Annotated in this window: 18 protein-coding genes; 6 read left to right on the top strand and 12 right to left on the bottom strand. The window is 59.5% G+C overall.

Going from position 1 to position 23,529, the window contains the following annotated elements; all coding sequences use genetic code 11:
- A partial coding sequence (locus tag VFI82_02955) for an arylamine N-acetyltransferase (protein HET7183614.1) occupies positions 1–702 on the bottom strand: 702 nt, incomplete at its 3' end.
- A gap of 84 nt (positions 703–786) precedes the next feature.
- Between VFI82_02955 and VFI82_02950 the strand changes: the two genes are divergently transcribed.
- Positions 787–2,019, top strand: coding sequence for an MFS transporter (locus VFI82_02950; GenBank protein ID HET7183613.1), 1,233 nt, complete (start codon positions 787–789; stop codon positions 2,017–2,019).
- Positions 2,020–2,122: 103 nt separating this feature from the next.
- The gene (locus tag VFI82_02945) at positions 2,123–3,262 is read left to right on the top strand and encodes an MBL fold metallo-hydrolase (protein ID HET7183612.1); all 1,140 of its coding nucleotides are present in this window, start codon (positions 2,123–2,125) and stop codon (positions 3,260–3,262) included.
- A gap of 90 nt (positions 3,263–3,352) precedes the next feature.
- Here the strand turns inward: VFI82_02945 and VFI82_02940 are convergent, their stop codons facing one another.
- Positions 3,353–4,474 (bottom strand): NlpC/P60 family protein, encoded by a 1,122-nt coding sequence (locus VFI82_02940; protein ID HET7183611.1) that lies wholly within the window; start codon positions 4,472–4,474, stop codon positions 3,353–3,355.
- A gap of 193 nt (positions 4,475–4,667) precedes the next feature.
- Positions 4,668–6,485, bottom strand: a complete 1,818-nt coding sequence (locus tag VFI82_02935; protein HET7183610.1) for a serine hydrolase domain-containing protein — start codon at positions 6,483–6,485, stop codon at positions 4,668–4,670.
- Between VFI82_02935 and VFI82_02930 the strand changes: the two genes are divergently transcribed.
- Positions 6,484–6,804 carry a hypothetical protein gene (locus VFI82_02930; GenBank protein HET7183609.1) on the top strand — a complete coding sequence of 107 codons (321 nt, stop codon included), beginning with the start codon at positions 6,484–6,486 and terminating at the stop codon, positions 6,802–6,804. The genes VFI82_02935 and VFI82_02930 overlap by 2 nt on opposite strands.
- Before the next feature lie 119 nt (positions 6,805–6,923).
- Here the strand turns inward: VFI82_02930 and VFI82_02925 are convergent, their stop codons facing one another.
- The 6 genes from VFI82_02925 to VFI82_02900 all read right to left on the bottom strand — a co-directional run bounded on the left by VFI82_02925 (position 6,924) and on the right by VFI82_02900 (position 15,542).
- On the bottom strand, positions 6,924–7,040 hold the full coding sequence (locus VFI82_02925; protein HET7183608.1) for an efflux RND transporter permease subunit: 117 nt from the start codon (positions 7,038–7,040) through the stop codon (positions 6,924–6,926).
- 86 nt (positions 7,041–7,126) lie between these two features.
- The gene (gene narI, locus VFI82_02920; GenBank protein ID HET7183607.1) at positions 7,127–9,055 is read right to left on the bottom strand and encodes a respiratory nitrate reductase subunit gamma; all 1,929 of its coding nucleotides are present in this window, start codon (positions 9,053–9,055) and stop codon (positions 7,127–7,129) included.
- Between the two features lie 2 nt (positions 9,056–9,057).
- Positions 9,058–9,612, bottom strand: a complete 555-nt coding sequence (locus VFI82_02915; GenBank protein ID HET7183606.1) for a hypothetical protein — start codon at positions 9,610–9,612, stop codon at positions 9,058–9,060.
- A complete protein-coding gene (gene narH, locus VFI82_02910; protein ID HET7183605.1) occupies positions 9,609–11,072 on the bottom strand; it encodes a nitrate reductase subunit beta in 1,464 nt (487 codons plus the stop codon). Before narH ends, VFI82_02915 begins: the two co-directional genes overlap by 4 nt.
- 10 nt (positions 11,073–11,082) lie before the next feature.
- Entirely contained in the window at positions 11,083–14,718 is a 3,636-nt protein-coding gene (locus VFI82_02905) for a nitrate reductase subunit alpha (GenBank protein ID HET7183604.1), read from the bottom strand.
- On the bottom strand, positions 14,715–15,542 hold the full coding sequence (locus VFI82_02900; protein HET7183603.1) for a c-type cytochrome: 828 nt from the start codon (positions 15,540–15,542) through the stop codon (positions 14,715–14,717). The genes VFI82_02905 and VFI82_02900 overlap by 4 nt, the downstream gene beginning before the upstream one ends.
- Positions 15,543–16,018: 476 nt before the next feature.
- Between VFI82_02900 and VFI82_02895 the strand changes: the two genes are divergently transcribed.
- A complete protein-coding gene (locus VFI82_02895; GenBank protein ID HET7183602.1) occupies positions 16,019–17,095 on the top strand; it encodes a nitrilase-related carbon-nitrogen hydrolase in 1,077 nt (358 codons plus the stop codon).
- A gap of 326 nt (positions 17,096–17,421) precedes the next feature.
- Complete coding sequence (locus tag VFI82_02890; GenBank protein HET7183601.1) at positions 17,422–20,052, top strand: TIM-barrel domain-containing protein; 2,631 nt, start codon at positions 17,422–17,424, stop codon at positions 20,050–20,052.
- 31 nt (positions 20,053–20,083) lie between these two features.
- On the opposite strand, the gene VFI82_02885 is transcribed toward VFI82_02890, so the two are convergent.
- Both VFI82_02885 and VFI82_02880 read right to left on the bottom strand, forming a co-directional pair.
- Positions 20,084–20,446 carry a hypothetical protein gene (locus VFI82_02885; GenBank protein ID HET7183600.1) on the bottom strand — a complete coding sequence of 121 codons (363 nt, stop codon included), beginning with the start codon at positions 20,444–20,446 and terminating at the stop codon, positions 20,084–20,086.
- A 194-nt stretch (positions 20,447–20,640) separates the two neighbouring features.
- On the bottom strand, positions 20,641–22,341 hold the full coding sequence (locus VFI82_02880) for a sodium:solute symporter (protein HET7183599.1): 1,701 nt from the start codon (positions 22,339–22,341) through the stop codon (positions 20,641–20,643).
- A gap of 439 nt (positions 22,342–22,780) precedes the next feature.
- On the opposite strand from VFI82_02880, the gene VFI82_02875 reads away from it, so the two are divergent.
- On the top strand, positions 22,781–23,098 hold the full coding sequence (locus VFI82_02875) for a PilZ domain-containing protein (GenBank protein HET7183598.1): 318 nt from the start codon (positions 22,781–22,783) through the stop codon (positions 23,096–23,098).
- Between the two features lie 228 nt (positions 23,099–23,326).
- Here the strand turns inward: VFI82_02875 and VFI82_02870 are convergent.
- The coding region (locus VFI82_02870) for a hypothetical protein (protein ID HET7183597.1) at positions 23,327–23,529 on the bottom strand (203 nt) is incomplete at its 5' end.

Genomic DNA, 23,529 nt, shown 5'->3' with positions numbered 1-23,529 from the left:
AACCGTAAGGTCGCGATTACGCAGTGTTACCCGCTCGTCCGGGCGCACACGCTGCGCCGTCAAGGAATGGCGAAACACCGACGATTCGTAAGTGGAGGTGAACCAGTTCGCGACCTCGTAATCAATCCGCTCTTGCGGTTCCAGCGTAAAGGCATAGAGGTCGCTCCATGCGCCGCCGAGTTGCGAAGCTTGCAACACCCACAAGCCACTACTCTCGGTTAGACGGAATGACACCAGGGGGAATTCGAATTCACGTCCGGCGACGAAGGGCAGCGGTTCCAGCAATCCGGTGCCGCCAAATCCAACGTCAGCAAGAAAGTTTTTTCCTTCGGTGTCCACCAGCATCGCCATGTGAGTTCGGGGGCGGACTCCGGAACTTCCGGAGCGGACGCGCGCGGCCAGGCCGGTGGCGGTGAATCCGAGCGCTTCCAGCACATCCTTGAACAACAGGTTCTGCTCAAAGCAATAGCCGCCGCGACGAGAGTTCACCAGCTTCGCCTGCAGGCTGGCGGAGTCGAGAAGGATGGGGCGACCTAGCAGGACATCGATGTTTTCGAAGGGGATGGCGCCGACATGGGCATGGTGCAGAGCGCGCAAGGTCGCGATGGTCGGCGAGCGGTCGCCACTATAGCCAATGCGACTGCAATAGGCAGCGACGTCGGGCACTGAGCGCGAGAACTGGGGAATCGGATCGGCGGCCATGACCCTGCGAATCATTGATGCCGAGAAGTGGATTGTCGATTCGGCCTATAACGCGACCTGTAAGATGCTGTGAGCTTGCGGAGCATGGACCTGTCCGAGCCTCCCCAACCCGTAACGGCTTACACCGTCCCGATGGACAAGACGATGGTGGCGGTCATGCTTGCCGGCATGTGCACCTTCCTGAACGTGTATCCGACGCAGCCGCTGCTGCCGTATTTTCGACATCTGTTTAACGCGTCGGAGGTGGAAGTCAGCTTAACCGTGAGCGCCACCATTTTTGCGGTCGCGGTGACGGCGCCGCTTGTGGGCGTGATCGCTGAACGCAAAGGGCGAAAGAACGTCATCGTTCCGTCCCTGCTGCTGCTGACGCTGCCGACCGCGCTCTGTGCCACTGCGACCAGCCTGCATGCGCTCATCTTCTGGCGCTTCATGCAGGGCTTGTTCGTGCCGGGCGTGATCGCGGTGATCCTGGCCTACATCAGCGAAGAATGGGAGGGCCGCGGCGTCGGGCGCGCCATGGCCGCCTACGTCAGTGGCACGGTGATGGGCGGCTTCCTGGGGCGTTTTGTTTCCGGGCTGATCACCACGCATTGGAATTGGCGGGCGGCATTCGTAACGCTGGCGGCGCTGAACCTGTTGGTCGCGCTGCTGGTGCGGGCATGGCTGCCGGCGGCCAAGCGCTTCGTCAAGGCCGAACACATGGCGCATGCCCTGGCCGATGCGCGGCGGCACCTGCGCAATCCGCGACTGCTGGCCAACTTCGCCACCGGAGCGGCCGTGCTGTTTGCGCTGGTGGGCTGCTTCACCTACACCAATTTCTATCTTGCCGCGCCGCCGTTTCACCTGAATGCGGCGCAGCTGGGCAGCATCTTCTTCGTGTACCTGGTTGGTGTTGTGATTACGCCGTTGTCAGGAAGATTTCTCGATCGTTACGGCTTCCGCCGGACCGCGCTGCTCTATTGCGCCATGATGATCACCGGCCTTCTGCTGACGCTGGCGCCGTCGTTGCCGATGGTGATCGTCGGGCTGGCGATTTTTTCTTCCGGAGTGTTCATCGCGCAGGCGGCGGCGACCGTCGAAACCGGCGCTATCGCCGGCCGGGCGCGCTCTTCCGCTGCCGGGCTTTACGTCACCTTCTATTACCTGGGGGGAAGCGTAGGGGCCACCGTCACCGGGTGGTTCTGGCAATGGAAACGGTGGCCGGGATGTGTCGCAGTCCTGGGCGGCGTGGCCGTGATCAGCCTGGGCTTGGCGATCTTGAGCAGCCGTCCGGGAGAGCAGGTGCACGGCGAAGAAGCGGAAATTCTCGCCGACTGAGGATCTGTCGGGTCGTGGTCGGCCGGCTGGACAAACAATCTTGTTGAGTCTGTGACAGACCCAGAAGAATCCTAACCGCGTACGAAAAGTTCCAGGAGGAGCCATGATCGACTGCAACCAGGATGACCGCGGGACTGACCGTTCGATGCCGTTTTCACGACGGAGTTTTCTCGCCAGGACGTCATGTTTCGGTGCGCTGTATGCCGTGGCGAAGCTGATTCCCTTGCCGGCCCTGGGGGCGGAGTTGGAGAGTGATTCGCGGTTGTCCCAAATGCCAATTGTGGACAAAGGATTTGCGTCGGTGCGGAAGGTCGGCAATGGGCTCTACGCAACAATTTCGGATCCCTCGAAGGGCAATACGACGCTGTGCAACGGCGGCTTCCTGGTGGGAAAGGACGCGGCACTGCTGATTGAGGGATTCACAACACCAGCCGGCGCGTCGTTTCAGATGGATGCTTTGCGTTCCGTGAGCGCAGTGCCGGTAAAGGGCGCGCTGGATACGCACTATCATTTCGACCATTCGATGGGAAATTCGTTTTATGGAGTGAACGGAATAGCGCTCTGGGCGCATGCGTCGGTGGCGAAGCGGATTGTCGAGAATTATTCGCCGCTGCAGGGCGCGGACAAGGCGGCGGTGCTAGGCGCCTTCGAGAAGCGCGTACGCGACGCGAAGTCGGAGACGGAGAAAGCGCACTCGCAGAGCGACCTGAATGCGATGACGGGAGTCTTCGCGCTTGCCGGCGCAACCGTTCTGGCGCTGCCCAATCACCCGCTCGACCCGGGCAAGCTGCCGATGACAATCGATCTCGGCGGCGTCTCCGCGGTCCTGGAATCCCACGCCGGGCACTCCGGAACGGACATCATTGTGCGCGTGCCGGAACAGAATGTGGTGTACACGGGCGATTTGCTGTTTAGCGGTTGGTATCCGGTCTGCTTCGACGAGAAAGCAACGATCTCGGGTTGGCGCGAAACATTGAAGAAATTTGCCGCGCTTAATAAGGACACGCTGTTTGTGCCGGGACACGGACAGATCTGCGGACAGGAGGGGATTGCGTCGATCCGCGAGGTGTTCGATGACATCGCCGGACAGGCCGAAAAGATGTACCACGCGGGGGTTCCGGTCGAAGAAGCGCAGCACCGCTATGTTGTGCCTGAAAAATTCAAGAATTTTCCGATCTTTGCGTGGGGATTCACGATCGGGCCAGCGATTACGAAGCTGTACGCGGAGTGGCAGGTCAAGTAGCCGTTATTGGGCCGCGGACTGAACGGCTGCCCGATCCGCGGCTCCCAAAATTCTGACAGGTGGCGGCAGGTTGTAAGGTCAAGTCAGCTTTTACTTATCCAATAACAGTAGAAGTATGCGCGCTAGCTGCGCCTGGTCTTTAGACGAGTCGCCTGCTTCTGACGGTTCGGCTAAGGCGGCAAGTTGGTTTGCGAAGATTCGTATCGCTAGATCGCGCGGCAGGTAAGTGGCTTTCGGTGCGAGCAGCAATTCCCAGGTGTCGCCGTCCCGGCGAGTTAGCACCCAGCGCTGCTGCTCCGAGCGCTTCTTCCGAGTCCCACGGCCGGCTTCAAGCGAAGATATGCCGTTAATTTTCACGCCAACGTAGGCTTGGTTTTCCTTGAGGTGCACAACGCTGATTTCCAGGTGATCAAAAACAATTAGACGTTCGGAGAGCCTCAACACATTCTGAGCTCGCAATGCCTTGCCGGTCTCGTCAAAATGCTGCGAAAGCGTTTCATTCACCTGTTTTGGTGTGGGCCGAACCGTATGAGTGATAAGGATGGGAGGAAAGTTGCTCACGGTCGCAAGCCCGGAGGTTGAAGGCTTATCACCTGACACATTGTCGGAATGTCCTTCGAGGGTGAGTGGCGTGCGTGAGTCGACGTTGCGCAGAAGTGGCGGGTGGGCCGAAGCGGTTCGAGCTGCCGAAGCCGAACCCGACGAAGCAGGCCTCGTGTAGCGGAAAAATCGAGGGGAACCCCGATGTTTCCAATATTCGGAGTCGTAAGATTCGACCCGAAGTCCCGACCGTGTTGAGCTGAAGAAAGAGTGCTGCGCGGGACTTATCACAATGGCGGCGTGCCCACGCCATACCGCCAGATCACCCGGCTGCGGATGCGCGACTTGTCGAAAGGGCTCGGTTCCGTCGTAGAGTCGGGACGAATCGGCATAGCGGTAAGGAAAACCTGCCCGTTCGTAAATGGCGTGAACTAAGTGAGAGCAGTCCCCGCTGGAGTGCGTACTGAAACGGATCTCAAGTGCGGCCCCAATGATCGCCAGACTTTCATCCGTCGTCAGCAGGCGAGACGGGCTGGACTCTGAAACTGAATTTGCGGATGTCTGGACAGGGCGATTGGCCGTCGATTTCGCCGTGTGCTGCGCCACTGCCGCAGAAGGAAGCACACCCAGAACAATGACCCAAGCAACCAGGTTTGCCTTAGGCCCATCCATGGTTCATTTCTAACGCAACGACAAAAAGCAGAGAAGATTACGCTAGTGTCGGGTGGAGGGCGAAAATAGACGTGACATTCACAATTTCCGGGTTCCATCGCCGGACGTAAGGTGTTGTGCAGCAATGCATCATCACATCACAAGAATGAGCGGACCTGGTTCCCTTTCCTGAGTTCGTTGTAGCGGGACTTGCTCAGCGCTCCTCAAAAATGTACTCGTGCTGGGCATCCCGAGCGATCAACGTCCGCTTGCTTCCCGCACCCACCACGAAATCGGAACCAACCAGGCCGGGCACAATGGTGACAAAAGAAACGGTCCCATCAGGATTCTTCCGAGTGGCGACCTCGCTTTTCCATTCCCCGAAATCGAAGATGGTCGAACCGCCCGAGGTGCTCACGGCGATCTCTCCCAGCGCAGGGTTGGAGTAGCGTTTGGCGAGCTTTGCGGTCACACTCGCATCCGCAGGAATGGTGAGCAGCTTGCGATCGGCGGCGCGAGCGGAGAAGAAGTTCCGGGCGTCAGCCGCAAGCGCGTCATCGGCTTCACGCCGGCCATCAAAAAGCACTTCGAGCAGCTTGCGACTGAAGCGAGTGCGGATCTGCCATCCGGGGTCGCCGTTGGTAAGGATGACAGCGCCAACGTTTTGCTGGGGAAGCCAGATCATGTCGCTGTGATAACCAATCAGGTCGCCGCCGTGGTGAACCACCGGGACTCCATACGTTGTGTCAACCATCAACCCCATGCCGTATGTGACGTCTTTTCCAATGGCAACCTGTGGGACACGACGCTCCAGCAAAGGCTCTTTGGAAATGTAGGGCCGGCCGTCAGGAAGCTTTCCCTCTGCCAACTCCATAGAGACGTACTTCAACATGTCTCGCACACTGCTCCAGGCAGCCCCCGCGGGGCGGACGGGAATAGCAGCATAGTTAACTGACATCAACGCCTTGGCAGGCCTGCCATCGACGTCGGGTGCATGCGGGCTGGCGTGATTCCCTGCCAGTGCACGCGCGTAGTCAAACGTCGTCTCGTTCATTCGCAGGGGATCAAAAACGTATGTCTGCATGGCGCGATCGTACGCGGCTCCAACCTCCATCTTCGGGTAGAGCACATGGCCGGCTGTGTAGCCGGCTGCAGCAGCCATCAAATTCGAGTACTGGAAGAGTTCCCCAAACTTCGAGGTCGGCTGCATTGTCCCGAGTAGCGCCAGCGAGCTCTCGGGACTCATCTTGCCGTATTCGAAAATCCACTCCATGTCCTGGCGCGGCATTCCGGTACAGGCGCAGATGAGGTGCTTGACTTGCACACTGCGGGTGGTCTCAGCGTTGCCCAGGCGGAAACCGGGGAACAAAGTGGTTACCGGCGTCTGCCACGTCAGGCGCTGCTCGTCGACAAGCTTGGCCAGCAGGAGCGTGGTCAGCGCCTTCGTGTTCGATGCGACCATGAACAGCGTATCGCCATCCGGTTTCTCATGCCCGCCCAGCTCCTTCAAGCCAAAACCGTCGGCGAAGATGACCTTGCCGTCCTGCACCAGGCCAAGCGCAACCCCAGGTACTCTTGTTTCCTGCTGTCCTTGCTCGATGAACCGGCTAAGCTCAGCAATGCGCGCCTGGTTCAGCTTATTTGCTTTTTTGCCGGCGAAAGACTCGCGCGAGTAACCCTTCGGAAGCAAGCGTCCGAAAACCAGCGCGACCTGTCCCCCACGCTTTTCGGCGACGGCCTCCGCCAAGTCTTGGATGGTAACGGTCCAATTCGTTCCCGAGTAGGAAAGGAGTGCGGCAACCGCGCGCTTCTCATTGGGCGAGGTCAGGTACTGGTAAATGCGGCGCCGCGTCCAGCCGTCGCGGTCGGGCAGATCGTTGCTGACCCTCACCGGCCATTTCGCGTCGGGCTTGTATGCTTTCCAGGCGGCGGCGAGAGCCTCCTCCGCGGTATTGGCTTGAACATCAATCAGCGCGATCCATGAATCACCCTCGGGCGCCTCGAGGATGGTCGAAGGGCCTGAGACACGCATGGACCAATCCTTCGGCGCGACGAAAGCGTTGCCCAAAACCGTCGTTCTTGGCATGTCGGCGGAGAGATGCTCCGACGTGCTCGTGGCCGGGCTTGATGGTAGCTGCGCGATGATTCTGGAGGAAAAAAGGATGACGATAACAAAAATGACAAACCTGCAAAGCCGCATAGAGCCTCCGTTACTGAACCGTTTTCAGCTGTCAAACAAACGCCTGATTACTAAGGTGAACAACGTGCAGCTGGCAATATACGCCACGACTCCAGCTGGCGAAGAACACTGCTGCTCAGTTCTGCAGTGCGCGCACCAATGCGCCCGCTGAAGATCGGGAACGGTGGTATGAGTAAGGCGAGCGAAACCACAGGCTCACGAATCCGCTTCTGCTTCCGACAGTGCCTCGCGGCTCGTGGCCTTAGCGGGCAGGAGGCTGCGCACCAGCAATTACAACACCGGGATGATGAACAGGTTCAGGATGGTGGAAATCACCATCCCGCCGAATACGGTGGTGCCGACCGAGTGACGCCCTGCCGATCCTGCGTAACAACAGCTTTCGAATATGAACCTTCGGCGAAGGCGCGCTCCTGCATTCGCCGTTTTACTCCACCTTTATTACGCAGCTGTGCCCTTAAACGACAACGGCGGTTCTAAGCTGCCGTCGCGGCTGCGCAACCGCGTGCGTGAGGGCAGTATCGCTGACGCGAGCATGAGCGCAGCGAACTTCCGGCTCCGGGTGGGACCAGGCACAGTGCAAATAGCTTGGGTCGCGCCACCAACAGAGACACTGCGGCAAAAACTCCGAGGAACACGAACCCCCACATAAACGAACCTGTGGATTTCTTCAGTACACCGAGTACGAGCGGAGGAAAGAAGCCTCCCAACCCGCCAGCCGCGCCCACCAGACCGGTGACGCCGCCTACACTCGCGGGGAAATATTCTGGTACAAGCTTGAATACCGCTCCGTTGCCCAACCCAATCGCGATAGCCATGCCGATCCCGCCGATGGTGAAGGGGGTCATGCCTCCCATTGCCAAACAAGCTGCTGCGACGACCAACACGGGGAAGACAATATTTAGCACGGCACGCCCGCCAAATTTATCCGATAACCAGCCTCCAACTGGCCGCATCGCGGTGGCCAGGAGGATGAACATGGCTGTCCGAAATCCGGCGTCTTTAGGGGTGAGGTGAAAGGTTTCTGTCAGAAAGATTGGCAGGTACACGCCCATGGCGACGAATCCACCGAAAGTAAGGAAGTAATACAAGCTCAGTTTCCAACTAGCAGTTTCCTTCAGCGGGGCCATGATCTGTACGAACGACTTGGGCGGTGTAAGCCGGGGCGCATTGCGCGCAAAAATCAAAAACAGCACTAGCCAGATGGCCAGAAGAATCGCAAAAGTCTGGAATCCCCACACATAACCCAGGGTGGCCGCCAGTAGCGGTGATCCGAACGCCGCCAAAGATTGGCCGATGTTGCCGGCGCCGTACACGCCCAGTGCTGTGCCCTGCCGACTCGGCGGATACCAGCCGCTGCTGAACGCCACGCCCACCGAGAAACTGGCCAACGCCACGCCGATCAGGAATCCGAAGATCAGCAGGGCGGCGAAGCTGGTGACATGCCCGATGGCGACCGCCGGCACGATGGAAAAACCCATGACCGCGGAGAAGACGATCCGTCCGCCATAACGGTCCGTCAGCATGCCCAGCGGGATCCGGCCTAGACTTCCGAGCAGGACCGGAACGGCGACAGCAATGCTCGCCTGCAGCGGATCAAGGTGCAGTTGCTTGCGGATGATCGGCATCATCGCCGAGACAGAACCGAATACGGCAAAACACATAGCAAAGGCGCCGGTAGCCAGGGCTAGTTGTGCCGCGTTGCCGCTAGGCTGTGCCGCAGCGCCCAGCGATCGTGCAACCTGCCAGCGCGAGACCTGCGGCCTGCGGAACATATACGGAAGCGGTGCAACCAGCATGTGGGCCAACCGCGTGAACGGCAGAAGGAGAAGAATCAGGCAAGCACCGATCATGTGCAGTTGGATCGGCCAAGGCATAACCGCGATATAAGTTGGCTCGGGTTGCAGCAGGAGCAGTGACCGCAGGTAGGGTACTGCCGAGGCGTGATACCAGTACGCGCCCCAGGAGTAGAACAGCGCAATCGAAATGCCGGAGGCGAGCTGAATAAATAAGATGACCATCAACAGCCAGTCCGCCGCTGAAGTCACGCGCCGGGCTCGCGCATCGGTCGAGCGGCGAAGGATGGCCAGCACAAATCCGAGAAACGCGGTTGTACCCAGCGCGATGCTGACCGCCTCCAGGATGTACAGGCGCATCGGCACGGAGTTCCAGGCAAGCACTCGTTGTGGGAACACAAAACCGATGAGGTGCCCGGTCAAGGATGCGATCACGCCGTAATGGAAGAGTACGACCGCCCAAAAGTGCTGCCGGTTTTCCAGCAATTGCGAGGAGCGGCTCGAAATCGTGATTGGGTGCTTCCAGTAGCGGTACGCCAAACCAACAACCGCGGTAAAGACTGCCAAGTAGGGCAGCACCACGAAGAGGAGCAGGTTCGAAGCGGACATGTTCACGGCAGTACTCCTTCCGCTACCACGGGCGTTGACACCGGCGGTTGCAGGACGACTGCTCCAGGGAAGTGCGCGACAACGAGTTGCCGCGCGGCCTCAAGCAAATCGTGAAAGAGGTTCTCCACCGGGAGTGCCATCCCGGCCAGCGCCGGTTGCACGCAGCAAACAGCAAATTCTTCGGCGCGATCATGCTCCATCCGCCCCAGAAGGCGCAGGGCGCTGGTGACATGGTCCGGCAGGTTGGCCCCTTCGCTGATAGCGTACTTGCGAAGCTGTTGGCGCACTTTCACCAGGAACAGTCCGCGCGCGTAGTCATCGCCGAACAGGTGCCAGCCGATGTCCGGCGCGCACGCGGGATTGAGATCGAAGGTGGCCGTGTACAGCTCTTGAATTTGAACCAGACTTTGCCGTTCCGCCGATGCGGCGAAGCCGGCAAGCGCAGGGGCGCGATCGGCAACTGAGTTTTTCGCCACCCGCAGCGCTTCCACGTACTCGGCTCCGGGATATTCGAAGAGCCGGGCCAAAGCTTCGAATTGCTCATTGCGGGAAGTCACGGCTGCCTCCCATGGGCGCTGTGCAGTCCGAAGCCGATCGTCCCCTTGGCGTGGCCCGTATCCTCGCCGACTTCGATTCCCATCTCACGGTGCAGAGGCGGAATTACGAATCGTTCCTCGGGCGCGGACAAGACGGTCAGGTGGAAAATGGCATTCGCTTCAGTTGAAGAGCAATCCGCGGAAGCCAGTACTCTGCCGTCGCCGGCCGCATTGCCCAGCGCCAGGGCCCGCCGATATGCACGGATCGCCTGCTGTTTGCGAAGCGAGTAACTGACCAGGCTGTCTTCACCGGCGGCGAATAACGTCGCGAGATAATGGACTGGAATGCGCATGCGATCGGGATCAATGAAAAGGTCGTCGCTGCTATCGCCGTCTGCCACCGGCGACAACGGCGGCACATAAAAGAGTGAAGGGAGCGTACGGAATTCGGGGTGCAGCGGCAGGGCCAATTGCCACTGCTTCACGAATCGATAAACAGGTGAACGTTGTGCCGCCTGCATGACATCCGCATGGATTCCGGCGGCACCAGCAGCGGCAATCACGGCGGGATCGCATGGGTCGAGCAGCATGTCGCGGTAGACATTGACGAGCTGCTTGTCGTCGGCATTAGCGACAGCCGCAATCCGGTCGGCGTCGTACAGCAACACGCCGACGAAGCGAATCCGCCCGGGACAAGATTGGAAGCAGGCGGGAGCCTGTCCGCTCTCCAGCCGCGGGAAACAGAGAATGCACTTCTCCAATTTTCCACTCGACCAGTTGTAGTATGCCTTCTTGTACGGACATGCCGCCACACAATGACGCCAGCCACGGCAGCGCGTCGGATCGGAAACGACTACGCCGTCCTCGCCACGCTTGTGCAGTGCGCCCGAAGGACACGCTGCCACGCAGGCCGGGTTCAGGCAGTGGTTACACGTGCGCGGCAGATGGAAAAAGATGAGACGCTCCGTGGCAAACAGTCTCACCCGCTGCTCGGGTGGAAGCTGGTCCAGGTTGGGATCACGCGCAGCGTAAACCGGCGAACCAGCCAGGTCATCGTCCCAGTTCGGCCCGGCTTTGAGGTCCATATATTTGCCGGTCACCATCGAGATCGGGCGCGCGGTGGGCTGATCGTCGCCAGCGGGCGCGTCGGTCAGGCGTTGGTACTCATAGGTCCACGGTTCGTAGTAGTCGTCGAGCGACGGGAGGTTTGGATTATGAAAGATGTTGACCAGCGCCGAGAGCTTGTTCTGCCCCCGCAGGCGCGGCGCATTTTCGTCATTCACCCAACCGCCGCGGTAGCGCTCCTGATCCTCCCACGCGATGGGGTAGCCGGTGCCAGGCTTGGTCTCGACGTTATTCCACCACATGTATTCGGCGCCTTCGCGATCGGTCCAGATGTTCTTGCACGCAACCGAACATGTGTGGCAGCCGAGGCACTTGTCGAGGTGGAAGACGCTTGCGATTTGAGCTCGAACGTCCATCGTTCCTCCGCTACCAGATCAGTTTGGGGAGCTTGCGCACGAGAACATGCGTGTCGCGATTCGTGCCGGTGGGGCCCCAATAATTAAAGTGATAGGTGAACTGGCCGTAGCCGCCGGCCATCAGGTTTGGCTTGAGGCGCAATCGCGTGAGGCTGTTGTGCCCGCCCGCCCGCCGGTTTTCGCGCAGCGGAGACTTGGGGACGGAAAGAGTCCGCTCGGGCGAGTGGTATTGAATGCAGATACCCACCGGAATGCGCGAACTCACGGCGGCGCGGGTCACGACCACACCGTTGTCGTTGTGCACTTCGACCCAATCATTATCCTCAATGCCGATTTCGGTGGCGTCGGCGGGGTTGATCCACAGGGGTTCCACCCCGCGGGAGAGCGTGGACATGCGATGGTTGTCGGCATAGGTGGAGTGGATCTGCCATTTGCCGTGCGCGGTCATGAAGTTCAGCCTCTTGCCGGGGGCGCCGTTGGAAGTGCGCACGTCGGTTTGCTCCATGTCGAGCGCACGCGGCTTGTAGCACGGCAGGTTTTCGCCAAACTCGATGTACAGCGGGTGGTCGAGATAGAGGTGTTGTCGCCCGGTCAACGTACGCCAGGGCACGTTGCACTCCAGGTTGTAGGTAAAGGCGGAATACGGGCGTCCTTCTTCGATGATGCCCGACCACATCGGGCTGTTCAACAGCCGCTGCGGGCGCGCCTGAAGGTCGCCGAAAGTCGTTCGTACTCCGCGGTGTTTTTCGGCGAGGTGTGCCAGCCTGGTGCCGGTCTTTTCTTCCATGCCTTTGTACGATCGGTATGCCAGCTCGCCGTTGGTGACGGTCGCCAGGCGCAGGATCGCATCGCACGCGTTTTCCTCTTGTTCGAGCGAAGGGTACTTCTGCCCGTCCCACTCGACGGTGGGAGCGTTTTGCACCAGGTATTCGTATTCATCCTTGACGTCGTAGCTGGTGCCGTGCGCGCCCAACCCATTGGCAGGCACCAGCGGTCCGAGCGAGATGAAATGGTTGTAGAGGTTCTTATAATCGCGCTGGACCAGCCGCAGTGCGGGCATTGTCTTGCCGGGGATCGGCTCACACTCGCCACGCGCCCAGTCCCGAATCTCGGGTTGGGCGATCTCGGCGGGAGTGTCGTGGGCCAGCGGCGCCGCCACAATGTCCGTCACCGGTTCGGGCAAATGCTTGGCGGCGAGTTCGGCAATTTTTTGTGTAATCGTTCTGAAGATTTGCCAGTCAGTCCTTGACTCCCACGAGGGCGGTACCGCCGGCGACAGCGGATGGATGAATGTGTGCATGTCGGTTGAGTTCAAATCCGCTTTCTCGTACCAAGTGGCGGCAGGGAGCACGACATCGGAATAGAGCGCCGAGGTGTCCATGCGAAAGTTCAGGTCCACCACCAGATCCATCTTTCCCTGGGGCGCGTCCTCGAGCCATGCGATCTCCCGCGTTGAGCCGGCCGCGACCTCGGGTGCGATAGCGTTGTCGTGGGTGCCGAGGTAGTGCTTGAGGAAGAACTCGTGGCCCTTGGCGCTGGACATAAGAGCATTACCACGCCAGATAAACCACACGCGTGGCCAGTTCTCCGGCGCATCCGCGTCTTCGACTGCAAAGCGCAGCTTGCGTTGGCGCAGTTGTTGGACGACGTACTTGGTGATCTCTTCGGGGGTATGGGCGCCGGCATCTTTTGCTTCGTCCACTACTTCCAGGGGGTTGCGATTGAATTGCGGGTAGAACGGCATCCAGCCCGAGCGGACGGCCTGTACCTGAAGATCGATGGTGTGCCGGTTGACCGCGTGGTTGTTTGCTTTCGGCAGCGCATGGTACGCGCCGAAATCGCGTTCGTATCGCCACTGATCGGAGTGCACATAGTGCCAACTGGGCGAGTTCTGCAGTCGCGGCGCGGGGCACCAGTCGCGGCCGAAAGCGATCGCAGACCAGGACTCCATCGGCGCCAGCTTTTCCTGCCCGACGTAGTGGGCCCATCCGCCACCGTTTCGCCCGACGCAACCGCAGAAAAGAAGCGCCTGGATCACGGCGCGGTAGATGAGATTGGCGTGGTACCAGTGGTTCACGCCCGCACCGATGATGACCATGCACTTGCCCTGAGTCGCTTCCGCGGTTTCACCCCACTCGCGGGCGAAGCGGATAATGCGCTCGCGAGGCACGCCGGTCAGCTTCTCTGCCCACGCCGGCGTGTAAGGATGGTCAGCGTCGTCGTAAGTAGCGGCGTAATCGCCAGTCAACCCACGTGAGACGCCATACTGCGCAAAAAGCAAGTCGTACACGGTAGCGATAACCAGTTCATGGCCATCCGCAGCGCGCAACTTTCTGATGGGAACTGCTCGATGCAGGACGCGTGTTGCATCGAAAGTCTCGATTTCCAGCGAAATTACGCCATCATTCTCATCGCGGAACGAAAGGCGGGCGTCGATGGGCGACCCATCGACTGCGTCCTGCGGAATGAGGTTCCACTTTCCTTTCTCCGTGCTCCAGCGATGGCCGACACTGCCCATTGGCATCTTGGGCCTGTTGGCGATGACGTCCCAAACAACAAATTTCCAGTCGCCGTTCTCCGCACCACAGTACTCGGCGAGGCGGTTGGCGCGCAGCATCTGCCCGGCACGCCAGACGTTGCCGTGCGGTTTGAGCTCGATAAGATAAGGGGCATCGGTGTAGCGCCTGGCATAATCGAGGAAGAACGGTACCTGGCGCTGATGGTGGAATTCGTTCAGCAGGACGTGGTTCACCGCCAGCCACCACGCACTGTCCTGCCCGCCGCGAACCGGCGCCCACTGATCAGCAAATTTCGCGACTTCGGAGAAATCCGGCGAAAAGACCCAGAGCCGAGTTCCGTTCTGCCGTGCTTCAGTCAGGAAGTGGCAGTCGGGCGTGCGCGTCATGCTCACGTTCGAGCCGACCACAGCGATCATGCGCGCGTTGAACCAGTCGGCGGCTTCGGGAACATCGGTCTGCTCGCCCCAGGTTTCCGGCGATGCGTTCGGCAGGTCGCAGTACCAGTCATAGAAGGAAAGCGAGACCCCGCCCATCAACTGCAGCATGCGCGCTCCCGAGGCGTAGCTGAGCATCGACATCGCCGGGATCGGCGAGAAACCGGCGATGCGGTCGGGACCGTATTTCTTGATCGTGTAGATGTTCGCGGCGGCAATCAGCTCGACTGCCTCGTCCCACCCGACGCGCCGCAAGCCCCCTTTGCCGCGCGCTTTTTGCCAAGAAGCGCGCTTGCCAGGAATTTCAACCAGCGATCGCCAGGCATCCACCGGGTCGGGATGATCCGCGCGTGCCCGCGTCCAAAGATCAAGCAGCGCTCCGCGCACGTAGGGAAACTTGACGCGCAGCGGGCTGTATAAATACCAGGAAAACGACATTCCACGCTGGCATCCGCGAGGTTCGTGCGGCGGCAATTCCGGGGAGATGCGCGGATAATCCAGGGCCTGCATCTCCCATGTCACGATTCCGTCTTTTACGAAAACTTGCCATGAACACGACCCGGTACAGTTCACCCCATGTGTGCTACGCATCACTTTGTCGTGCTGCCAGCGATTGCGATAGAACTCCTCCCACTGCCGCAGCTCCGGTCCTGCCTCGTCCTTAATCCATGACAACGCATCGCGTGCTTTCATCGTGCACCTCGCTGGCCGAGCACGGCCCGGCGCACACTGCGTATACGCCCGCGCCAGCACACTCCCGCCACAACAAAGAGGACCAGCGAACCACCTAGGCCGAACATCTGGACCCGGTGGAGCGGTGCATTCGATAGTTGTCGCGATGCTTCCGACGTCTCGCGGAAGAAGCTGGTCAGGTCTGCAACTTCTGCCGCGGTCAGGGGGCGCGAACGGTATACGGTCGCCATCACCTGGGTTGGCGGATTGCTCAACCACGGCGGCATGCCACGGTCACCACCGAGCTTGCGATGCACGAGCGTCAGCTCAGGCCCGAGCCGTCCGCCGCCCGACGCCACGCTCGCCGCGCGGTGACACGCCATGCAGGCCGTGCCGCCATTGCGCAAGGGTCTTGCGCCGACGAAAATGGTACGGCCGCGATTGGCATCACCAAGCCCGGCCGGAGGTGCCGCCGCAAGAGCGCCGCCGGAAGACTGCTGGTCGATATACTGCAAGACTTGCTCTCCGAATTCGTTGTTGATGTCGGCGAAACCGGGCATCGTGATACCCTGCGCCTCCTGCACCAGCTGCAGTGCATATTTGTCTTTGGCGGAAATCTTTGCGTCGGGATCGCGAATGAACTCAACCAGCCAGTGCCTGTCGGCGCGCTTCGTGACATTCTTCAGGTCAGGACCGGCAAGCACGCCGCCTCCAATGGAGTGGCAGGATGAGCAGTTCTGATCGAAATAGTCGTGGACCCTGTCCTGTCCAAAAGCGTGGACTGTGATGAAGAGCAACGCGATTACAACTGAAATTTGGCGGAGGTGACGAATCAGCCGGGGCATGCAAGACCTCCCGCACTACCCATCCGTGATCAATGCAACTCGCCAGGAACGACCGTAGGGTGGTACACGCCCCGGGCGACTGATCCTCACCGGCACATATATCTACCTGAAGTCTGTTGGTGCGGATGTGATTGCCATCACCGCCATGGTGTTCACCGCCATACGAGTAGTGCGTTCGGAGATGGGCCAATCGAATGTTGCGCGGGCATCGCAGCGGGTCAATTACATTCAGCTTGAAATACCGCCGGCAGGTTGTCGTTTGGGAAGTCGTGGTTCCGATTTACTACGTGCCCTGCCGCGAGGAGAGATGCTGGGTCATCTTTTTAAACAGACTCCCGCGGCCAGTCTTGGGGAGTTTTGGTTTCTTCGTCCAGGGCCGATTAGTGCCGGTTTGCCCGTCGATCGGGCACAGGACCAAACTGAAAACTGCGACGTTAATTGCTCACTAACTGGCTCCCCTTGTATCGTTCCCAATTATGGCCAATACATTCAAGGTCGCTGTCGTCCAGGCCGCTCCGGTGGCGTTCGACCGCGACCGAACGATCCAGAAGGTCCGTGCGCTTGCCAGCGACGCAGCCCGATTGGGCGCGCGGTTGGTGCTCTTTCCCGAAGCGTTTGTTTCTGCTTATCCGCGAGGGTTGGATTTCGGCGCGGTGGTTGGCGCGCGCACGGATGCGGGCCGGGAAGACTTTCGCCGGTACTGGGAGAGCAGCGTGGACGTGCCCGGCCCAGCCGCGGACCAGCTCGGCAGGGCGGCACGCGCGAATGACATCTACCTGGTGGTGGGCGTGGTCGAACGCGCGGGTGGAACGCTGTACTGCTCGGTATTGTTTTTCGCGCCGGACGGCAGCCTGCTCGGCAAGCACCGCAAAATCATGCCGACCGGTTCCGAGCGCCTGGTGTGGGGCTTCGGTGATGGTTCCACTATGCCCGTGTTCGACACGCCGCTGGGGAAACTGGGGGCGGTAATCTGCTGGGAGAATTATCTGCCGTTAATGCGCGCGGCGATGTACGCCAAAGGGATCGAAATCTATTGCGCTCCCACGGCCGACGCTCGCGACTCCTGGATAGCGTCGATGCGCCATATCGCGGTTGAAGGACGCTGCTTCGTGCTTTCCTGCAACCAGTTCAACCGCCGGCGCGATTTTCCGCCGGATTATAGCTCCTCGTTCGGAGCAGATCCGGAGGCGATCGTTTGTCGCGGCGGAAGTTGCATTGTTGACCCCTTCGGCAATTTTCTTGCCGGGCCGAACGTGGAGGGCGAGGCGATATTGTCGGCTGAGATTGACCGCGCGCAGATCGTTCGCGGCAAATTCGACCTCGATGTCGTGGGACACTACGCGCGGCCGGACATTTTTCAGCTCCACGTTGATGAAGCAGCCAAACGACCCGTCAGCATGTACGGGGCTGACGCGACCGGCGCGAAAAAGCCGGCGGCTGAAGGCGAGCTTCGGCGGCCCCGGTCAAAGGAATCGGTGTCGACGCCAACGGCGCGAAGCAGCAAGAGAATGGGCCGACCAAGGTCCAGGAAAGCCGAAGCAAAAAATCTGTAGTGGTTGACTTGGCATCAGGTGCGGCCTAACATCCCGTCCACCATTGGTTCCTACCTTCACCGACTCGTTACCGGATGACATGGATTCGGATGCCCAACGGGGAACCGGAGGTCGCCGCGCTGCAGCGGGAGCAAGTAGCAGCCGCTGACAGCGGTCCCTATGCTGACCGGCCGTAATAGACGCATCCCAAGCCTCAACCGGCGTAGTTAGTTGAGTTCGAGCGAGCGCTCGAATGCTCTCTCGAAGTGGGGCGAGCCCTCTCCAGCAGAAATTTCAACGGTATTTTCGGCCTCGGCGGCGCGGGGTTGCTAAGATATGCGGCCATCATGATGGCTCGAGTCTGGCGCTGCGCCATAATCGTCCTGCTGTTCTCGGTCTTTGCTGCGGCACAACGAGACGATCCCGTCCCCGATCCGAGAGCCATCGTTATTTCGGGTCATGCGCGCTTTACGGTGCTGACGCCACGACTGATTCGCATGGAGTGGTCTGAAGACGGCAAGTTCGAGGATCATGCTTCGCTGGTGTTCATCAACCGGCGCCTTCCTGTGCCCGATTTCAAGGCCGCAACCGCCGGCGACTCGCTAAACATCAAAACGAACCAGCTCTCACTCCGCTACCGCAGCAAGGACGGGCGCTTCTCCGCCGACGATCTGGAAATCAGTTTTCATCTGAACGGGCAACAGGTCACGTGGCGGCCGGGAATAGAAGACAAGGGTAATCTCCAGGGCACGATTCGGACTCTCGACGGTGTGAAGGGATCGACAAACCTCGGCTCCGGCCTGGTCTCGCGTGATGGCTGGGTCGTGATTGACGATACCGGCCGCCCGCTGTTCGACGACTCGGATTGGCCGTGGGCGATAGCCCGCAAAGCAGCACCGCACCAGGACTGGTATTTCTTCGGCTATGGCCACGACTATAAAGCGGCGCTCGGCGATTACGTGAAGGTGGCCGGGCGTATCCCTTTACCGCCGCGCTTCGCGTTTGGCGCCTGGTGGTCGCGCTATTGGGCGTACACGGATCAGGAATTCAAGGAACTGGTAAGCCAATTTCGCGAGCACGATGTCCCGCTCGATGTCCTCGTTATCGATATGGACTGGCACCCAACGTTTGGCGTGCGCTGGTGGGAGAACAAGAAAGATTCGTCAGATCACGTCCTCGGTTGGACTGGATACACGTGGAATCCGCTGTACTTCCCCGATCCCGGCGAATTCCTGAAGTGGGTGCACGAACAGGGCCTGAAGAGCACGCTGAACATGCACCCGGCCTCCGGTGTTCAACCGTTCGAGCGGCAATATCCCGAGATGGCACGTGCCATGGGCATTGATCCTGCAACGAAACAATACGTGCCGTTCGACATCGCAAACAAAAGATTTGCAACCAGCTACATGGACATCCTGCATCATCCGCTGGAGCGACTGGGAATCGATTTCTTCTGGCTTGATTGGCAGCAGGAACCGGATACTTCCCTTCCCGGGCTAAACAACACGTGGTGGCTGAACTATGTGCACTTCACCGACATGGAGCGCGAAGGCAAACGTCCTTTGCTGTTTCATCGTTGGGGCGGGTTGGGCAATCACCGCTACCAGATCGGTTTTTCCGGAGACACGATCTCGGTGTGGGACTCGCTAGCCTTCCAACCGTACTTTACTGCGACGGCGGCGAACGTCGGCTACGGTTACTGGAGTCACGATATCGGCGGCCACATGCCGGGAGAGGTCTCGCCGGAGCTTTACACGCGCTGGATCCAGTTCGGCGTCTTCAGTCCGATCCTGCGTACGCATACCACCAAGAACCCTGGCTCGGAGCGTCGAATCTGGGCTTATCCCGAACCGTACGCCGAGATCATGCGCGATTCTTATCTCTTACGTTACGCGCTGATTCCCTATATCTACACTGCGGCGCGCCAGGCTTATGACACCGGAATCTCGCTGCTTCGGCCCATGTACTACGACTGGCCGGAGTCGCCTGAGGCCTACGAGTTTAAGGACGAATATATGTTTGGCGACGACATGCTGGTCGCGCCGATCACGTCACCGATGGCCGCCGCCACTGATCTGGCGACAAAATCCGTTTGGCTGCCGCCCGGCACCTGGATCGAGTGGTTCACCGGAGCGGTGCTGAGAGGACCCGCAAAAGTGGAACGCAGTTTCGGACTTGATGAAATTCCCGTGTATGCGAAAGCGGGAGCCATCATCCCCACCCAGCCAAAAATGCTGCACACCGGCGAAAAACCAATTGATCCCTTGATCCTCACCGCTTTCCCGGCGGCTCATGGCGCAAGCCGCCTGTACGAAGATGGCGGTAACACACTTGGATACAAGCACAACGAATTTGCCAGCACCCTCATTCAACAAGTCCGTGACAAGAACACGATGACGCTGGAGATTCTTCCTGCGGAAGGGAGCTATCCCGGGATGCCTGGCGAGCGAGGGTACGAGATCCGACTGCCGCTTACGTGGCCTCCGGCAGAAGTGACCTTCGATGCCCACCCGGTGCCGTTTTCTCGCGACGGCGCAGTCCCCGGCTGGCGCTACGACGGAGAACATCTCAGCACTATCCTCTCGCTCCCCGCTCAAACTGTGACGCGGAAGGCCAGCATCAAGCTGAAGTTCCCTCCACAGCTGATGGCAAGACAACAATTGTTGGAGGGCGCTGCCGGAAAAATCGCGCGCTTGAAGCGGGCCATGGCAATGGCGGAAAACTCATGGCCCAACGGCTGGGCGCCCGACATCATGCTCGACACCGCACAGACCGGCAACCGCATCAGCCTGCATCCGGAAAATGCGTTGCAAGAACTCGAGCGTCTCGACAGCAACCTGCCGGAAGTTATCGCCCAACTGGAGAAGCTGGCGGAGGAATTGTCGAAGATGCCGGACAACGGCGAAGGTTACGGCTTTGGTCCGCAAGATCAAGTCGCCGCCGTCCGCAAGGCCATCGCGCATCTTGCAACACACTGAAGGCCGGAACACCGGAACAGTCTGCAGCGATTTACGGCGCCAACCACTCGAGGATCAGTTGCCGAACCCTGGCGCCTTCATGCCGGCGGCGGACGGCATCCAGGACGACGGGCATCGCGCTTTCCGATTTGCCTCGAAATCCAACCCAATAGGGAACGTGCAGTTCGGGAATTAGTAATTCGCTTTCAATGCGAAGGTCGCAGACCCGGAAAAACCCTGCGCGGAAAATCATTCGCCGAACGCTTGCCTCCAGGATATCGCGCGCCTTTTCCTCCGGCAGGGACGCAGCGACATGGTTACGGGTTTTGGTCTCGACCGCGATGAGCTCATCGGAAAACGTCGGGAACGAGAACAGGTCGAGCTTTCCGGATACGGCATCTACCGCGAGCAGCATGGATTGCTTTCGCGAGCCGTCCCTGATGTGAACACGGTAAAGCCGGAAGGGGACATAGATCTGCGCCAACCTGCGAAGGGGTCCGCTGAGTACATTCAGCAAAATGCGCCGCAGTCCACGGGAGCGCAGCTCGTGCGCAGCCTCTTCTCGGGTCACGTTTGGACGAAGCGTGCAGATCCCGGCCATGTTTTCTGTCATCGGAAATACACCCACAGTCCCACCACGACCGCCACCAGCAACACGCTGAATGCGAGGTTGACGCGACGCTCCAGCCGCGTCTCCGCAGTCGGCTTGCGTTGCGGCGCGATCGCTCCCATCTCTTCCACATTCAGTTTTTCGTCGACCGTCGCGAAGGTCAGTCCGGCCAGCGTGCGGCGTTCGGGTGCCGCCGTCGCCAGGCTTACCGAAACCAGCACGGCTGAACACGCAATAAACATCAAGATCGCGTAGTGAAGGAAATTAAGATCAACGATCCAGCGAGCTGCCGACGAGGTAAAGAAGTGGCCGCCATGACTGCGATCTGCGATCTCCAACACGAACCGCAAAGCACCGAGCACGAATCCGACCAGCAAAGACGTGATTGCTCCTGCACCGTTCATGCGGGGCCACAGAATTCCGAGGATGAAGCACACCGCGATCGGCGGACTGATATACGCCTGGACACTCTGCAGGTAAATATAGAGCTGGCTGCTGATAAGGTGAATGAATGGCACCCAAAGCAGACCAAGAATTACCATGACACCGGTAGCCATTCGTCCGAAGTTAACCAGTTGCCGTTCGCTGGCCCCAGGGCGCAGTTTCTTGTAGAAGTCGAGGGTAACCAGCGTAGAAGCGGAATTGAACACTGCGCTCATCGCGCCCATAAGCGCCGCCAACAGCGCGGCGATCATCAGTCCCACCACACCGGCAGGCAAGAGATTGATGACCAGCGTCGGATAGGCAATATCGCCATTCAAGACTTCGCCGTTCGGCCCGAAACTGAAAAGGTTCCGGTACAGCGTCACAGCGATGAGTCCAGGCAGTACCAGGATGAACACAGGAAGAATTTTCAAGAACGCGGCAAGAATCGTGCCTGCCTTGGCATGTCCCTCATCTTTTGCTGACAGCACTCGCTGCACAATCACCTGGTCGGTGCACCAGTACCAGATACCAAGAATTGGTGCGCCTAGGAAAATGCCCGTCCATGGAAACTCAGGATCAGAAGGGGGCTTGATCATGTGGAAGTAGTTGGATGGAAGAGCGTGCCGCAGTCCGGTGAATCCTCCCGCCTTGTCGAGTCCGATGACGGTGAGAATGACCGCACCAGCAATCAAAATCAGCGTCTGCACAAGATCGGTGTAAATCACCGCTGCCAGGCCACCGGCCACGGTATATACCCCGGTGGCAACGACCAGGATCACGGCGGCCGTCAAAGGGCTCCACCCGACAACGCGTTCCAGAACCACGGCGGCGGCGTAGAGATGCACGGAAATTTTTGTAAAGACGTAGGCGATGATGGAAATGCCGGCCAAGTACACGGCACATTGGCGATTGAATCGCCGCTCCAGGAACTCCGGCATGGTGAAGACATTGGAGCGAAGATAAAACGGAACAAAGACCCACCCTAGAATCAACAGAATCATGCAGGCGAGCCATTCAAAGTGGCCCACCGCTAATCCTGATGTCGCACCGGATCCCGCCAGCCCGATAAAGTGCTCCGTGGATACATTGGAGACAAATAACGAGGTGCCAATCGCGAACCAGCCTATATCGCGACTGGCGAGGAAGTAATCGGTGGATGTCCTTTCTTTCAGCGAGAAGTAAAAGCCGATGGCGAAGACCACAACGAAATAGGCTGCGATGATGCCTAAGTCAACTGAGCCCAGTGTCCGGTGTGTCGCGCCGATCTGCGTCATTGAAGGCTCCTGGGTTGCACTGACAGGACAGCAGCGGAGGCAGGGAAAATCTGTCCATTCTGCGATCCCGGGACGCCGCCGGGATTGTAGGAACCGAAGTCGGATGCGTAATCGAGTGTCCAGCGCCCCGTCGAGTCAGGCCCTGAACCTCCACTCAGCACCGTATCGTTTCCGCGGTAATTCAGCATACCTGAGTCGAGCGTTGTTCCCACTGGGATCGGGTGATTCCTGGGTGCCGTGTTTCCCGCAGGCTGCAATACGTGGTTCGGTTGATCGTTGGGAAAGAGAGTGGTCTCCGCGGTGATGTGTGCGGAAGACAAGCCGGAAATGTTTGGATCGACCCCCTTTCGGCCGGACATTGTTGACCTCGCGGTCCACTACGTCAAGCGGCTTTCTGCACTACGGTACACTGCTTACCACCTTTGTCGGAGAAACGGGCATGTGGGAGAAGGAGCGGAAGGCGCGGCGGGTTCCGGCGGTTGAGCCTGTTTCTGGCAGCTTCACGAATGGCGGGATCCACGAGGTATCCGGGGTTACGCGCGATGTGAGTCCGGCGGGCGCGTTCTTCTATTGCGAGATCGCGCCCGAGGTTGGGAGCGAGATCGAGCTGGTGTTCAGTCTGCCGGCGGAATTGGTCAAAGATTCCGCCCAGGTGCTGTGCCGGGGGCGTGTCGTGCGCGTCGAGTCCGCCGGTGGCAGTTCCAAAGTCGGTGTTGCTGTAGAGTTTGAGACTATTGAACGGTTGCCGAGTTCTTGATCACGATCCGTTTCTTCGTTCGTCCTCTTCGGCGGGTTTTCCAACAAGTTCTCGTCATATCGAAACCGCGCAGTTCGCGTATCCGCCGTCCCGAATTGGTGACGAGAAAAAGGACCGCCTGCAGTGCGCACTCGAGCGTGACAGAATTCAGCGCCTCAGCATTGGCGGTGCAAACAAGGCGCGGAGACAAGGGTCTTCGCGCCGTTCCGTCTAGCTTCTGACCTTTCTCTATTTTTTGTGCTCTTGACCTTCCCAGCGGCCACTCCAGCGTTCGGTGCCCCAGTTGCCGTTGCCCCAACTGCTGAACTGTGAACCGTCGACGGTGCTGCCTTCGCGATATTCGAACATGCGTTCCTCACCATTCGGCCCGCGAGCATAGATGCGGAGCGTCTTCACGTGTCCGGGGTCGGGATCCACGCCAAACGTGCTGT

The organism is Terriglobales bacterium (assembly GCA_035691485.1).
Lineage (GTDB): Bacteria > Acidobacteriota > Terriglobia > Terriglobales > Acidobacteriaceae > JAIQGF01.
Note: the sequence above shows the minus strand (reverse complement) of the source record. Positions and strands in the feature narration are given on the sequence as shown.

What these genes read in the sequence shown, in the direction of transcription:
- VFI82_02905 (HET7183604.1), bottom strand. Translation starts at nt 14,718, where the DNA reads ATGAAAGCACGCGATGCGTTGTCATGGATTAAGGACGAGGCAGGACCG.
- VFI82_02880 (HET7183599.1), bottom strand. Translation starts at nt 22,341, where the DNA reads ATGACGCAGATCGGCGCGACACACCGGACACTGGGCTCAGTTGACTTA.
- VFI82_02935 (HET7183610.1), bottom strand. Translation starts at nt 6,485, where the DNA reads ATGCGTGTCTCAGGCCCTTCGACCATCCTCGAGGCGCCCGAGGGTGAT.
- VFI82_02890 (HET7183601.1), top strand. Translation starts at nt 17,422, where the DNA reads ATGATGGCTCGAGTCTGGCGCTGCGCCATAATCGTCCTGCTGTTCTCG.
- VFI82_02930 (HET7183609.1), top strand. Translation starts at nt 6,484, where the DNA reads ATGGACCAATCCTTCGGCGCGACGAAAGCGTTGCCCAAAACCGTCGTT.
- VFI82_02885 (HET7183600.1), bottom strand. Translation starts at nt 20,446, where the DNA reads ATGCTGCTCGCGGTAGATGCCGTATCCGGAAAGCTCGACCTGTTCTCG.
- narH (HET7183605.1), bottom strand. Translation starts at nt 11,072, where the DNA reads ATGGACGTTCGAGCTCAAATCGCAAGCGTCTTCCACCTCGACAAGTGC.
- VFI82_02945 (HET7183612.1), top strand. Translation starts at nt 2,123, where the DNA reads ATGATCGACTGCAACCAGGATGACCGCGGGACTGACCGTTCGATGCCG.
- narI (HET7183607.1), bottom strand. Translation starts at nt 9,055, where the DNA reads ATGTCCGCTTCGAACCTGCTCCTCTTCGTGGTGCTGCCCTACTTGGCA.
- VFI82_02940 (HET7183611.1), bottom strand. Translation starts at nt 4,474, where the DNA reads ATGGATGGGCCTAAGGCAAACCTGGTTGCTTGGGTCATTGTTCTGGGT.
- VFI82_02900 (HET7183603.1), bottom strand. Translation starts at nt 15,542, where the DNA reads ATGCCCCGGCTGATTCGTCACCTCCGCCAAATTTCAGTTGTAATCGCG.
- VFI82_02875 (HET7183598.1), top strand. Translation starts at nt 22,781, where the DNA reads ATGTGGGAGAAGGAGCGGAAGGCGCGGCGGGTTCCGGCGGTTGAGCCT.
- VFI82_02950 (HET7183613.1), top strand. Translation starts at nt 787, where the DNA reads ATGGACCTGTCCGAGCCTCCCCAACCCGTAACGGCTTACACCGTCCCG.
- VFI82_02895 (HET7183602.1), top strand. Translation starts at nt 16,019, where the DNA reads ATGGCCAATACATTCAAGGTCGCTGTCGTCCAGGCCGCTCCGGTGGCG.